Below are 14,774 nucleotides of genomic sequence, written 5' to 3'. Positions count from 1 at the left end.
TTCGGAAAGAGCGGATTATGGCGGACTGGGGCGGGAGGTTCAAAGGGGGCCTTCCCAAGCCCCCTTTGAATGGTTTTGAAAGCTCTAAGGTTTACGAGGCTCTCAACCATCAAGCCATCGGAATGGGCTTCCCATTAATATGTAGTAAGAGGATTCTCTACAGGCTCGCGCTCAACTCTCGATTGGTTCAAATTCATTAAATAGTGAACTCCAGCTCCATTAGAAGGGGAATAGCTTACAACGTGTTTACTCACAACCTGAAGAACACCATCCTCTTCGGCTTCTTCGGTAATATACTCAATTCCGTTACCAAAGTTGTCATATTTATTTGTCTTTTTGGATATACTCCTAATAGCCCCATCTGGATTATACGATACTAAAGTATTGCTCAATACTTTCCCCATATCATTGTAATGATATGTCTGAATTCTTTCGAAATCCCCATCTGCACCCAAATCAGTTTTTAAGATTAATTTCGATCTCTTACCGTTAGCATGATAGGTATATTCGTGGTAATAAATTTTATCAGGACTGCCATCAATATCCTGATCTTTGCTGGTTTGGGAATAAATTATTTGATCAATATCATTTATAGTATTATTTTCCGAGGTACTGTAAGACTCATCCCAACTGCCATCACCCCCCTCATCCTCAAAAGATTCAGAATAGCTCGATAATAAATCCCCTGCATTGTTATAAGATCTATTTGATGTATATTTCCAACAAACAACACTTCTATGTGTCCAGCAAGAAGCCTCTGGTCCACTCACACCAGATGCATACCCCTCAGCGACAGTAGTTACACCTCCAATCTCATCGTATTGATTTTTTGTAACATAATAAGAATAGAACCCCCCATCCTCAGCGTGTTCAAACTCCCCCTCAAATAGATATCGTCCTTCCCTATCATAATCATTTATCACACTACGGTAGAGAGCAAGAGTATAGGATTTATTATCTGGGTTATCTCCATCAAAATTAACTCGAAAGTTTTCATATTTTTTAGACTTCAGTAAGCCATCCTCATAATAGCTTGAAGTCGTATGATGAACCCGAGATACAACCCCATTAGAGAAACTCTTTCTTTCTAACTCCTCAATATGCCCCTTGGATCCATAATTATATAAACCCTCCTTATACATAAATAAATTTTCATCATCCCCCATCTTCCTCTTCACAGTAAAACTAAGCATCTCACCTGAAGAACCGTAGTTAAAATTCTTCCTCAATACATAGTTAGGAGGAGATTCGCGATCAGGACCCACTTCGTACAGATTCTGAGTGATATTCCCTTGAATATCGTAATCATAATTTAAACTTTTAAAATATGGAGTTATACTACTATCATATGCTTCCTTCCTTCCCTCCGTCTCAGCACTCAGCAACCAACCATTGGCATTATAGGAATAATTAACAACATAAGTGTCAGTGGTGTCACCTTCATCCACAGAAGTCGAATTTAGCTTCAATAACCTCCCCAAATCGTCATAAGTATATTCTCGCAAATCCTTGGACAGATCATCATCACTATATTCCTCCTTTACTTTGACCATTACCGGAAAAACGATACCCATTGCATTGTAGTAATAGGTAAGGGGTTCAATAATATCTACACTACGAAAACCAATACCATTGACATAACCAACCTCAAATAAACTATTAACTCCATCAGCGCTAGGGAACTTGAAGAGATCTTTATCGAGACTAAATGACAAATTAGGCAAACGATCCCCCCATCCGCTCAAACTCACACCAGTATAAGGGTTTCGGTCAGCATCCAGGGCCACCAATAAGTAAGCCATATTGGCGACTCGATCAAAATCAGTGACCTCTTCATTTTCCAATTCAGACCTAAAACTCTCCTCCGTAGCTGGCGGCTCCATAGAAAGCAAGTCAAATAAAGTAACTCTTGCACTCCCTTCGGTAGACCCCAGTTCCAACGAGCCAATAGAAAAAGTGACTATCTCACCAAGTTTATATTTGAACTCACCCTTATCATTGGTTAAACCAGAACCACTTTTTGTAGAGTAATGCAAACCATCTGCCACACCGACAAAAACACCCACAACTGGATCTACGTCACTCGAGACTTCCGTATCATTATCCTGCCCACCATCTGACACAGAATCTTGAGGGGAGCTCTGAGGAGAATCTTGAGGGGAGCTCTGAGGAGAATCTGACTTATTTGAACCTCCACCTCCACTGCATCCCTGCAAAAAAAATGCAGAAAAAATAATACTGGCAGCCAGCCCAAGATAATTTCTTTTTAAAGATGACATTTTCAACAATCCATATTTAGGCTTTAATTAGCCTGCAAGTAAAACCTTAGTACCATCGAGTCAATAGATACATTAATATTAAGAGCTAAACATCTCCGATATTACCACGGGGACGAAAAAGTTTTAAGATGCGACCTCTAAACCTTCGCATAAAAATATACAGAGAAAAAATATAGAGCCCCAACTAATGATCAAGAAAATGGATGAATTTTATATGCCAAGCGTAAGAGTAAGATTGCACTCTATTTTGTTTCAACATATAAAATTCTTTAATCAAAAAAAATTATAATATTAATAACCCCCGAAACATTATCTAAAGAGCAACCCCAATGCCTTTGATGAAAATAAATAACCTTTCAATTGGTACCATTTACTCTATTGATATTAGAATTCAGTCGGGGGAAGTATTATGCCTTTCAGGTTCTTCTGGCTCAGGTAAGAGCCGCCTACTTAGAGCTATTGCCGATATTGAACCCCATAGTGGTGATATCTTTCTTAACGACAAAGTTCAGAAGGAAATGCCAGGGCACCAGTGGCGCCGCCAAGTTATGTTGGTACCGGCACAAAGTGCTTGGTGGTACGAAACAGTGGGTGAACACTTTAATCAGCCGATGGGGAAAGCATTAAAGGCATTAGGCTTTCCCGAGGAGGCAGCAGAGTGGCAAGTAAGCCGGCTCTCCTCCGGGGAAAAACAGCGCTTAGCGCTTATTCGCGCGCTCTCCTACGCACCGCAGGCACTTTTACTGGATGAACCCACAGCCAATCTGGATCCGGATACTACGAGTAAAGTAGAAGCATGGCTTATGGATGAAATCAGCAAGCACCAGTACCCCGTCATCTGGGTGGCGCATAATAGAGAGCAGATCCAGCGCGTAGCCAGCAGGCATTTTGAAATTAAAGGGAGCAGACTAATAGAGAGGGAAATATCACAATGAGTGTGATCGATCTTTCCTGGTGGCAGTTATCACTGGCTGCAGCACTGGTAGTTGCCCTGGCAATTTGCACCCATATCGCCCGATTACAGCTCGGTAAATCGCTGATTATTGCGGCGGTGCGAACGGCGATTCAGCTAACGCTTGTCGGTTTGATACTGGAAGCGCTATTCGCCGTTGGGACCCTGTTATGGGTGAGTCTGCTAGGACTAGCGATGTTATTGTTTGCCGGACAACAAGTCGTCTCACGGCAAAAATATCGCCTGCGCGGTGGCAGGAGTTTTGCCATCGGCACCCTCTCCATGCTGGTATCCGCGTTTAGCGTCACCATATTAAGTTTGGTTGTGCTTATTGGCCCCCAGCCCTGGTACCAACCGCAATACTCCATTCCTCTATTAGGCATGCTACTGGGAAATACCATGACCGGTGTTGCCCTGGGCCTGGACCGACTAACAGAAAGTATGCGACGTTCAAGTGATATTATTGAAAATCGCTTAATGCTAGGCGAAACCTGGCGGCAAGCCAGTATTGAATTTCGCCGGGATGCCATGCGCGCAGGCTTAATGCCAACAATCAATTCTATGGCCGCAGCTGGGATTGTATTTCTGCCTGGTATGATGACCGGGCAGATACTAGCTGGTACATCCCCTACCATCGCAGTGAAATATCAGATTTTGATTATGTTTACGATTGCTGCGGGTACGGGATTTGGTACTTTTGTCGCAGTTGCTCTATGTGCGAGACGAATGTTTGATAAGCGCGAACGCTTATGTATCGATAGGCTACTAGCAGGGCATTTTTAGATTAACTACAGCTAAACCCTAGTTTGCCAACATAAGCTTTAGAATCACAAGAAGTCATTAACTTATCATTTAGGCTCGAATATAAGTAGATATAGAAAATGGTTGCGGTATTACCGCAACCATTTTCCATTAATCGTGAATTAGCAGCAACTAAGAACTACCACCCATTAAAGAGGTCCACCTTGATTGTCACCTCTGCAATCTGAGTAATTTCTGGGCCTGACGCTGTGTTCGAAAATTAGCTCTACATCGTTAATCGCATTAATATCCACAACCTGACCAATAAAATCCTCTATCAAGAAAGATAGCCTCCACCCTGTTGCAGCGACACTTTGACCATTAAATTTGTAGGCTACAGTGTTCACGGAACTTGAATTATTACCGAATAAATTCAATCCCGCGCTCATTGATGTGCTGTGAGCAGTACCAAATGGTGCCCAGTAAGAATTTCCAGTGATATCCCAAGACGACACACTATAAGAGTTAAGCTCGCCCGTAACGCCAAAACTCCCAGCATTATTGACAACATCGGCACCAGGAATAGCCTCTCTGTAAATTCCAGCTCCACCATAGGTTAAATAAGCAGGAGTTTCCAACTCCCCGCTAACATCGTAAGAAATAGGGATACTAAGTTCAACGCTCTTAATATTGTCACTGTAGCTTCCCCCAACCTCAATACAGGCAGAGTCAGTCCCCCAGCCAGAAATAATTGGGCCATTGAAGAAATTAGCGGATGACCTATCCTTGACCGTACTAAACTCAATAGTCACATACTTTTCATCACCAAAAGCTCGGGATAGAAGACGCAACTTCTCTCGAAAAGCCTCGACAGCGCTTAAACGAGGACCATTTTGTTTATTGGGGTCAGGGTGCAAATATGATTGCTGAACACCATTAATGAAATTCTTATAACCAAAAACATCCTCTCTAATCGAAAAAGTATCTTTATATATTTCTGGAATGATGATTCTCGAGTTTAATTTCAGCATTTTCTCATGGAAAGCCCACAAATCATCAATACTCCGCAAACGAAGAACCGCTTTCTTACTAACACCTCTAGCTTTTTCAAACGACTTATGTTGCCACTTGTTCTCCAATGCACTCACAGCATGAAAAAGCCACTGCTGCGCAATTTCAAAGTCATCCTCATACTCCAATAAAGCAGCGATAGACCTACGACTATTAACTAGGTTTGAGTAATGGCGAAGAGCCAAGTCAGGTTTTTCCTTCTTAAACTGAACAATAGCTACTTTAGCTTTACTCAAGATAACTGGTAAACGTTTAGACTCCTGGACCAGCGCCATCTCAGCTTGGGCAACATCAAAAGCAATAGAATTTATTTCCAACCACAAATTCTGCAAATGATACAGATCGCCATCAGTTAACATATTGCCAGTACTATCAAGCATATTCGCTCTAAGTTCAGCAGCGAAAGTGGCGTTCATTGTTGAGAGCTGTTCGAAATCACCAAGTGAGCTGATAGTCTTTTCAATCTCTCTAACCTGGGCCAACAAGCCATCCACATCACTCCAACTACCCTTATGGTAGTCGTCAATAGTACCAACCAAGGTCTCGAATAAAACTATACGAGAGTTAAACCCTTCTTGTGCAATTCGAATTTCTTTCACGCGCTGCGCTAGTGAAGTTTGTTGAGGCCCGTAATCAAGGCTGATTTTTGTAAGCCCCTCATTCATCCCCGCATTCAGTGCTAATAGCTTAACTTCAGATTCTATGGTGTGCAGATGTTCTGCCAAACGGTATAAATTTCGTTTCACTGAAATCTGAACATTATTAACATTCCTTCTCCAAGAGAAAAGATCATTAGCAACTCGTGATAAACTATAATTCTTTCCACAACTGACTTCATAACATCTACCTGGGAAAGTTACCCCCAGCAACCTAGTTAATTTTTTCCCCTGTGCTTTATTGCGACCTACAAGCTCCTGAGCTAGAGAGTCGACGCTATGTTGGTAATCTTCAAGGTCTGCTTTCGCTGAAAAAAGGCTTTCTTGTGCCTTAACAATTTTGCCATTCTCTCTACCTATACTCTCAATTAATGCATTAAAGGTATCAGCATCTTTGCCAAACCCTTGCGGTACAGCCTCCCAAGAGAACCCTAAAAAGTTACCTTCGCCTTTAAGCCAAGACTTGGTAACCTCTAGCTCAAAGAGTTTTGCTTGCAACGCATTAACTGCCTGAGGCACACCCGTATCCAGCGAAAGCTGGGTAAAATCAATTTCTGGGAGTAGAGCACGCAGTGCCGACTCGCCAAATGTTAAATCACTGTGAAGAGCATTAACTTCCTCAATTAGCTCTGCAGATAAATTGGAGCCCTCAACCTCGGACATTATCGCCAAGCGGACTTGCTGCACCTTGACTGAAGCCAGCTTCTCCATCAACTGATAAAGCATAGCGATATCTTTATACTCACTGGAGAGGCTAGTTGACGGTGCCACATCCTTTAGCGTACCAGTACTGGGATCATAATAGCGCGGACTTATCTCCCCCCGAGATACTGCCCACTGTTGTAGATAAACTGGGGCGCTCTCAAGTAGATCTATATATTGTTGAAAAGCAGTACTAAGTAGCTCATAGGCCTCATCCACATAACCTATTTCTACAGCTATTACTTCATCATTTAAGCGGCTTGCCAAGGCTTTATCCAGAGCAAGGTTGGCCTGGACAATTTCTGCCACCGCACGATCATAGTAAAGATCCAGCAAAGTATTCTGTAGGCTTTCGTTTGTAGGATACAGTCTTAACTGCTCATACAGCTGTGCTTCTACATCCGAGATACGATTTCGTTCGGTAGTATCAAATAGGTTAGAAAAATCCTCTGGTGATATGCCGCTAAGATATTTGTTGACTACAGAATCAGAATTGGCATCAAGACTATACATTAAGTCGAGATAGCGAAATGCAGCTCTATCGCGGGAGTAAGTGCCTTCTGCGGGAACTTCTTCATCAGGTGCAACGGAATCGGCTTCATTGTAGTAGAGCTGCTTACGGATAGCCTCTCCCAAAATAGAAACCTCAGCTGGCAAATTCATTGACTGAGTAGTTTCTACCAAATTATTGCCCAATAACTTCTCAGAACCCAAATGAACACTTTCTTCTGAATTAGTACCATTTATCAATTGATTTGAAGCCGAGGCGTTAACTGATATTCCAGCAATAAATACCAATCCCATAGTCAAAGCTGGCTTAGTCAGCTTAAAAGTAAATCCCATAATTATCATTCCCTAGATTTTTAACAATCATACTCCTTCCCTACCTGACAGACTTACTCCCAAAGAAAGACAAACCATCCTGAAAGGAAAATCAGCGCACGCTTTCTATCATGCAAATGTGATTGTTTCAACAAACTTGAAACACCTGTTACAGCAATTTATTTAACAATCATCATCTAATACTTGAAGCAGTTGACAAAAAGATAAGCAAAAAAATTCAAACAAAGGTGCAGAATAGATATTTATGAAGAGGTAGGGTATTTGCAAGAAATTTGGAGGGATGAAGAACTAGGAATAGAGTAGACACGAATCTAAAAAGTGCCGATCCATGGCTCGGCACTTTTAACGATTAATCAGCGACCCAAAAACAAAATAAGCGCAAAAATAATTAAACCAATTAACAGAATCCAGACACCTCGCAACATCAAAGAGCGAGCATACTCCGCCTCTTTATAACGCAGCGCATAGGGAATCCCGGTAATGGGGCCAAGAAATATGGTTACAATACCCCAAACCCAATGCTTATTGCCCAAGGCAGTGAGTGCGGCCATAAGGCCTCCAAACCAACACAAGGTGACACCTATGACACATATCACTAGTGCGATTATGGACCACCATTGATTAGCCAGGAAAATTTCTACTATCTGTGTTTCTGTCATGGCAGTTTGCCACTCCCTATTACTACTCGGTCATTCCACATTTTCAGGCCCTTTCAGCAGCTTAGTATGACTGCTTGTGGGAACCTCGTGTCACCCACAAACTCTGCTGCGGGTACAGTTACTCATAAATCCAAATCCAAATCCAAATCCAAATCCAAAAGCACTGTTAGCGACTAATAGTAACCTTAAAGGGGGACAAATGGTCCCCCAAATAGTAACTGGGAGTGTGTAACCACTCACTCTCCGGAAAATTCAGTGACCAACTCCAGGCCGGTTATATTTCTGGTCTCGTTGGCGAAGCTATAGTAAGTGGGCTTCTCATCAATAAATATCTGATGGGTCATTGTTACTTCTGGGGGAAGCTCGAAGATACCTGCAGGTACTGAATACTGCTGAGTTTCCTTTAATCGGTAGAAGAGATGGGAGCCACATTTTGAACAGAAACCACGCTCAGCCCAGTCTGAAGAGTCAAATACCGATACATGTTCTTCACCGGAGATTTCAACACTGGTCTGGCAGTCTACTGCCAACAGTGGACCACCACTCCATTTCTTACACATACCACAATGACAGACCCCAAGGTCAGAAGAAGGCAACTCAGCCTTAATGGTCACAGAACCGCACAGGCAGCTTCCCTGGACTTGATTAGAATCGTTCATATTTTTCTCTCTCTTCTGTAAAGCTATAGAAGCGTACACTTACTAACTGTTGCATAGGGCAATCTAAGATTCATAAGACTTGCAGCGTCGCTTGAACCAGTTGATCCTTTTGGTGTGATTCAGCGGGCAATTTTCCTTGCACAGCCGCGCCAGATCTTCCAGGGTGGTTGCTTCTGGATAATTTGCTACTTCCTCACCAGCAATGATGTGACGAAAACCCGGCTCATCCGCTGTAATCAGGAAGTGATTTTCCTTATCACCAATTAAGATCTTCTCCCTGGCCATTGCGTAAACCTGGAATTCCCACATACCCCAGGCACTCCATTTATTCATTACCAAACACGTGGACATGGTTTTAAGGGGCTGCTGCTGTTCAACAGCAAATACAGAGGTTGAAAACAGTAATAGGAATAACAGGGTTATTCTCATATTCATTCCTTGAATATTTATTCTTTTAAAGGTATGAGCAAATAGTCGCAATAACAGTGGTAAATAGCACTACCTAAAGAGAGGTATTCACACATCAACTATGTCACAAAAACGAGAACCACATCAAGCTAGATGAAAGATACCTATATTTGCGCTCTAGAATTCAGGTATCTAACACACTAAATTCAACGGTCATATAGGCAATACTGATTAATAAAGCAACTGAAAAGATCACAAGAAACTTTATCAATGTGAAGTCCATATCTACATAGGAAATCGGTTAAGCTCTATCAAAAGGATAGTTTCCTAGAAGAAGCCTATTAAAAGGCTCTCCTCCGTTATCAAAAAAACCAAGCCAACAATTTATAAGTTATTAACTTAGCTAATAAGCATCAACGTTAATTGGAAAATTCGACCCTTGGCTCACCGAAATCTCGCCCCATATAATCCGGAGCACATGGGATCAGCTCCGCCGCAGGAATGCCAGCGTCAATTAAGTAACGTTCAACCTTGCGACTTCGCTCCAAAGCGAGCTTCTCAAATTCTTCTCGCAAGATAATCGGCGGCCTACGATAAAAATTAGACAGGAAACGACGACTACCACGCAAGCCAATGGTGGAGTTGGGATACATTGCATTCCAGTCCCTGGCATTGGCAATTCCACAAACCCCTGGACGGGCATCCGGATGTTTGTGCAGCACTGCCACCATTTGCTGAAGCTGTGCCAGGGCTAAACCGGTTAACTCCGCACTACCTGGAGCAAAGTCGATAGAATCAAATGACTTAGCCATAAACCGTCCCCAAGCCAATTTACCCAAAAGATAAATACCATAAGGGGTGAAGTAACTAAATAGTGCATCCATGATGGCTTTTTGCAGAAGCTCACTAAACACATATTCCATGGAAAACTTGGGATCACGAATATTACCAGTAACCGGCATACCAAACTTCACATTCCCTTTTCCATCTTTCAGCAACCAAAGAGCCAGATTCAGGGGAATAAATCTCTTTTTAACTGCTAGTTGATCGTCGTCTCGCACTCGCCGAACCTTGATTTTTTCCAGCACGACATCGGCAAAGGCATTCAGTTGATTTTCGTGGACATGGATGTTGACCACAGCATCCATCTGTCCTTGTAGTATCTTGAAGCCAAGTAGTTTAGCCATATAGGGTGTAGCCGGTATCAGATTCACATTGGCCAAATAACCGGTCAGATCTGCATTCCATTTTTGCTGTCCAAGATAATCAATCGTCCCCGCCAATTGAATATCGCCAAACCCACCGGGGCGGCCATTCGCCACTACAACAGCTGGAGGATGTTCTCCCAAATTACTGATATCAGTGAGATTGAGGTTAATGTCACGCACCGGCAGGCGTGCGCGAAATTCATGCTTTCGGTCTACCCAGGTAAAAGTGCCGTGGCGTAAATAGATATCGCCGATGTGGTAAAAAAGTGGCGGCTGCAGTTTTTTCTTCCGGTGGATATACTGATTAATCGGTATACCACGCAGCTCAGCAATTTCCCAAGTCACAGGAAACTGGCCCTGCTCATCTCGCAACAAAATAAAGCGTGGCTTCAGGAAATCGATAAAATCAATCGTTAGCAGCTCCTTACGTCGATCAAAACTTAAGGCTTTGATATGTAATAGCCTGAAGTCCCCAACAGTACTATGGCGTTCAAATTCCGGGGCACCAGGGTCCCGATTAAAAAAGTGGAAATGAACGGCTTCTCCCCAGGCAAAGTACCACTCTTCTGAATTCATGGAGAAGTGTGAAACTTCAATACTCTCCCCCTCGACTAGTAATTCGCCTTTTGGCGAAAAGAGATCAATATTCTCAACTTTAAACAGGGACAACGTTAGTCCATGTACGCCACTAAAATTACCATCTAGATCAACAGTTCCGAATTTAAGGCAGTGACTGCCTTGGTCAAAGTAACCGGCGGGAATACAACTGGCGATATCCAGGAGGCGCAGTTGTTGTACCCCTAAGAACCGGTCTCCAAAATGCAGCTGCTCGACCTGTAGTCTCTGGGTTTTTAACAGGGGAAGAGGTAGACCTTGAGGAAACCCCGCTTCGTGCATTTGTATTTCTGACACACTGATGTCTCTGAGCAGAAATGTTCTCCCAGTTGATGCCTGCAGGCTTTCCATTCCCCCCAAACGCAACTGCCGCATTTGATAACAGGGGGCAAACTTTTTGTCTTTTAACAGTCCGGCAGGTAAACAGCCACTGGCATTCTGAACCCTTGCCAGGGACTCACCTTCAAAGGAGATGTTGTCCAGCTGGAAGCTGGGAATTTTAATGGGTGGGGTATTTTTTCGGGGAATTGAGAGGCCGGCCAAGTGTAACGAACCCTTAAGCGCAAAAGGCTTTTTAAGGGATATGCGCTGTAAACCGGGCATATATAATTCATCTATGCCATAACACCGCCGTGTATCCCCGGCTCTAGATCTCTCAAGTCGTTCGACTGTCACGGTCTTGCCAGAATCCGGCAGGCAGATCCGCGTATTGATAACCTTTAAATCGGTAACGGAAAAAACCTTTCCGCCGTTCCAGTCTAGTTCCCTCCAGCTCAGCTTTTGCAAGCCAGCTTGAAGGAAGTCTTGACCTTTTTGCCAGAAGGCGATTGGACCAGCTTGTACAGTGCTAAAACTTAGGCGGTCAATACCCTGGTCGAAACCAATACGAATTGGGTTCCCAGTAAATTTTATCTGTGGGGTTTCAATACAATCGGCTAAATTGGCTCTGTCAGCCCCTCCAGGCATTAGGCGCTGCAAACCACAAACTAAGATGTTATCGATAGATAAATCATAGAGATCGATAGAGCCTGGGGAAAAGTAGATCTTTGGAATTTCTAGCTTTGAGAACTGCCAGAGGGGCTCAGCAGAGACCGTACGGGTAAACTTAGTCTCCCCCAAAACCATGCCACTATTATTGATTGAATGTAAATCCCGACTGAAAATGCAGTGCGGTAATTTTTCTTGTATTCCCTGTTGCTGTGGCAGACAAGCTTGCAGGGATTCTGCAGACACTTTTTCAAACTTTATTTCTGAAGAAGCACTGCCATTGCGGGACCATAGAAATTCCAGAACCGGCAGGGAAAGTTTCTGTACATCCAGAGCGGCTTCATCGTCCCGCCCAAGCAATTGAACCCGGGCAATACTGGAGTCATTTAGGTTAGCCGATGCCTGTTGGCGACCAAATTCAAAATGAAATGCTTGGCCAAGTTGAAGCTCCTGAAAATCTATACAGCGGATATGAATATTAGAGAAAACCGCTATATCGGGTAAGCAGGTGTATAGCGTCTTTAAATCACTCCCCGGCAGGGCTATGTAAGTGCTGAGTATGGCGGCTTCTGAGTGGCGGATTCTTACCAGTGGTAAATTCAGATTTTTTATATTTAGTAGGGAGCGATTTTGTGCTGTGTGCGCTAGGGCCTGCTCAAGAGAAACCTCAGTGGTGGCGATATCAATGCCTCCTCGCCAGGCTATGCGAAGCGGCTGCAGTTGGCGAAAGTCACGCAGGTCGAAGCAAGTAGGCATTTCTTCAAGAGGAAGTGAGTCGCGGTAGAGTATGCGGGTCCAAGAATCCGGCAGGCAGCCGTCTAGACGCAGTAAGCTGGCACTTTCCAGCTTGAAATTTGGCGCGTCCACGCTGGCTATTTGAGTACTGGCCAGTGGTCCTTGCTCCTCGAGACGTCCTTTCTCAGTTCCGTAATCCGCTTCGGTTGGGCCAATATCCGATGCCATAGCACTGGCGGCCCAGGGGTCTTCAACCGCTTCACGGCGATAATAACCGGCACCGCTGGCCATTTTTTGCAGTAAAAGGCCCTTATTGCCACTGGGGCTGTCCCCCAGCATCAGCCGCTGCACCCCCAGTTTGCCAAAAATAGCATAGCCGTCCTTACCGGGTTGCAGGGCAAAATTCCCCTGCCCCCGCAGACTACTCAGCTGGGCACACAAAGGCCCCAGGCCCTCCGGTAGCAAGCCACGCGATAGACAACCCGATAGAGATTCCAGGGAGAAGTCTTGAATGGAATAAGGCGTATCGGATACCAAAGTGTCAATGCCGCCCCATTGTAATTGGCGCAATTTCAGTTTTTCCTCAGCCAATCCTTTCAACTGCATCTGCCCAAGATACAGTGGCCCACTGGCAAACCCCCAGGGAATCGACTTTGGCTGCGAACCAAAGCGCAGTGCCACTTTTTCCTCTCCACGCAGGCCCGCCAAACGCACACAGTGGTCGGGCTTATTCCACAACTCACCAGGTACGCAGCCACTGGCATGATCGACCGATAAACTGTCCACCGAGAGAACTCGGCTGGACATATCGAATTTCAGCGAACCCAACTGGGCCTGCTGTGCCGTTAGGGGCTGCCTGTGGGGTTGTGCCACATCCAGGTAGCGAACCTGTTGGGCATGGCTGGGCCCTGTGGCTATTTTTAGGTGCTGATTCCAGTCAAACTCGGTGGGCCCTGGGAGATTTAGGGTGGTGGCACGCACACAAAAATGATGCTCAGCATTGCGCAGCTGTTGTGGACACCAATCAAAGGCGGTAGCGCCTGCACGTCGCCACCGCAGCCGTTTGATTGGACGGATATAATCAAAATCGCGAATGGCAATGGTTTCCGCACGCCAATCCTGCCAGCGCTGATCACTGCGCCGCAACAAAACCCCTTCGCCGCGGGCGCGGCGCCACTGCGCCATGGCTACACGACCAAAGTCAAACTTTAAATCCCCTGCAGCTCGCAACGTGCGCGCTGCCGCACAATGACCGATCAAGCGTTGCAAACCGCGAATCGCATCGGCCCACTGCTGCGGTGGACAACTCGAGAAATATTCAGCCTGAAAGGCATCGGCCTCGGTGAGTAGACTGGGCCAACGAAACTCTCCAGCCTTTAAATGAAAATATGCCAAGGTGGTATTATATCGTGCAGAGTCTCTCTCTCTAGCTAACAATTCGTGCAATTCAATTTCTGCAGCGGCAATATCCACTTTGAGGGGAACATCCCCCTTACGCCACAGTCCCAGGGTAAAATCCCGCGCCCGCACATCGCCTAAATAAACGCAGGAAGCCGTCGACCAGATGGGTCTGTGCAAATAGCAGAGCTCGCTATTACGTATGCGTGCCGAACCGATTGTCAGTTGAAAATCCCTGTCCTGCCGTTCGCCCTGAGTCAGGTTCCAGCCGCCCAGCTCCCAATCTCTTTGCCGATCTCCGGGGGTGGATTGCAGATCGATATAAGCGCCGCTGATCGAAGCCCGCGGCAGATTGGCGCGACCACGCAGCAACTGCCACCAGCTATAGTCCAGCAGGATTTCCTGGGCGGAAAAACCTCGCCCCTCGCGATTGATTGCACGCGAATCGACAACCAAGACACTTAGATCCAGCAGAGACACACGGAAGTGTTGCGCCTGAAAATCCAGCCCCCGCTCGGCCATCCATGCGCTGGTTTTATCGCGTACCAGACCGGAAAGCACCAGAGATAGCCCTTCGAGCAGCAATAATCCGCCAATCAGCCACCACAGCAGATGACGAAAGCGGGCATTATGACGGGCAGGCTCTGTTGGCATTAGAAAAATAGCGCCGCGAAATTAATTGAAAGCAAGCTGCAACGACAGCTGAGCCCATAAAGTAAAGACCAGCCCCGTTGTTTTTTTTACCCTGACGCTGTGATTCGCGATAATGAAAGTTGACGTCGTGCTATCAGTCTCGCCCCAACTCACGCTGTCTAATATTTATCCAGAAGTAAATTTGCGCGGCGGGAGAAGTTGGCTGGC

8 protein-coding genes are annotated in these 14,774 nt (G+C 45.1%); 2 read left to right on the top strand and 6 right to left on the bottom strand.

The window, feature by feature from the left end; translation table 11 throughout:
* Positions 1-134 precede the first annotated feature (134 nt).
* Entirely contained in the window at positions 135-2,279 is a 2,145-nt protein-coding gene (locus tag ACXAFI_RS01555; RefSeq protein ID WP_475107406.1) for a hypothetical protein, read from the bottom strand.
* 329 nt (positions 2,280-2,608) lie between these two features.
* On the opposite strand from ACXAFI_RS01555, the gene ACXAFI_RS01550 reads away from it, so the two are divergent.
* On the top strand, positions 2,609-3,214 hold the full coding sequence (locus tag ACXAFI_RS01550; protein ID WP_475107405.1) for an ABC transporter ATP-binding protein: 606 nt from the start codon (positions 2,609-2,611) through the stop codon (positions 3,212-3,214).
* The gene (locus ACXAFI_RS01545) at positions 3,211-4,014 is read left to right on the top strand and encodes an ABC transporter permease (RefSeq protein WP_475107404.1); all 804 of its coding nucleotides are present in this window, start codon (positions 3,211-3,213) and stop codon (positions 4,012-4,014) included. Before ACXAFI_RS01550 ends, ACXAFI_RS01545 begins: the two co-directional genes overlap by 4 nt.
* Positions 4,015-4,181: 167 nt before the next feature.
* Here the strand turns inward: ACXAFI_RS01545 and ACXAFI_RS01540 are convergent, their stop codons facing one another.
* From ACXAFI_RS01540 to ACXAFI_RS01520, 5 genes are all read right to left on the bottom strand, one after another.
* Positions 4,182-7,244, bottom strand: coding sequence for a hypothetical protein (locus ACXAFI_RS01540; RefSeq protein ID WP_475107403.1), 3,063 nt, complete (start codon positions 7,242-7,244; stop codon positions 4,182-4,184).
* A 353-nt stretch (positions 7,245-7,597) separates the two neighbouring features.
* Positions 7,598-7,795 (bottom strand): hypothetical protein, encoded by a 198-nt coding sequence (locus tag ACXAFI_RS01535; RefSeq protein ID WP_475107402.1) that lies wholly within the window; start codon positions 7,793-7,795, stop codon positions 7,598-7,600.
* A gap of 344 nt (positions 7,796-8,139) precedes the next feature.
* Positions 8,140-8,562 carry a GFA family protein gene (locus ACXAFI_RS01530; protein WP_475107401.1) on the bottom strand — a complete coding sequence of 141 codons (423 nt, stop codon included), beginning with the start codon at positions 8,560-8,562 and terminating at the stop codon, positions 8,140-8,142.
* Between the two features lie 63 nt (positions 8,563-8,625).
* Complete coding sequence (locus ACXAFI_RS01525; protein ID WP_475107400.1) at positions 8,626-8,991, bottom strand: hypothetical protein; 366 nt, start codon at positions 8,989-8,991, stop codon at positions 8,626-8,628.
* A 398-nt stretch (positions 8,992-9,389) separates the two neighbouring features.
* Positions 9,390-14,567 (bottom strand): DUF748 domain-containing protein, encoded by a 5,178-nt coding sequence (locus ACXAFI_RS01520; protein WP_475107399.1) that lies wholly within the window; start codon positions 14,565-14,567, stop codon positions 9,390-9,392.
* Positions 14,568-14,774 lie beyond the last annotated feature (207 nt).

The organism is Microbulbifer sp. ABH2_005, assembly GCF_056160005.1.
This window is presented reverse-complemented; position numbering and strand designations above follow the sequence as displayed.

Coding starts and splice junctions, on each gene's coding strand:
- ACXAFI_RS01535 (WP_475107402.1), bottom strand. CDS start 7,795: ATGGCCGCACTCACTGCCTTGGGCAATAAGCATTGGGTTTGGGGTATT.
- ACXAFI_RS01540 (WP_475107403.1), bottom strand. CDS start 7,244: ATGGGATTTACTTTTAAGCTGACTAAGCCAGCTTTGACTATGGGATTG.
- ACXAFI_RS01555 (WP_475107406.1), bottom strand. CDS start 2,279: ATGTCATCTTTAAAAAGAAATTATCTTGGGCTGGCTGCCAGTATTATT.
- ACXAFI_RS01550 (WP_475107405.1), top strand. CDS start 2,609: ATGCCTTTGATGAAAATAAATAACCTTTCAATTGGTACCATTTACTCT.
- ACXAFI_RS01520 (WP_475107399.1), bottom strand. CDS start 14,567: ATGCCAACAGAGCCTGCCCGTCATAATGCCCGCTTTCGTCATCTGCTG.
- ACXAFI_RS01545 (WP_475107404.1), top strand. CDS start 3,211: ATGAGTGTGATCGATCTTTCCTGGTGGCAGTTATCACTGGCTGCAGCA.
- ACXAFI_RS01530 (WP_475107401.1), bottom strand. CDS start 8,562: ATGAACGATTCTAATCAAGTCCAGGGAAGCTGCCTGTGCGGTTCTGTG.
- ACXAFI_RS01525 (WP_475107400.1), bottom strand. CDS start 8,991: ATGAGAATAACCCTGTTATTCCTATTACTGTTTTCAACCTCTGTATTT.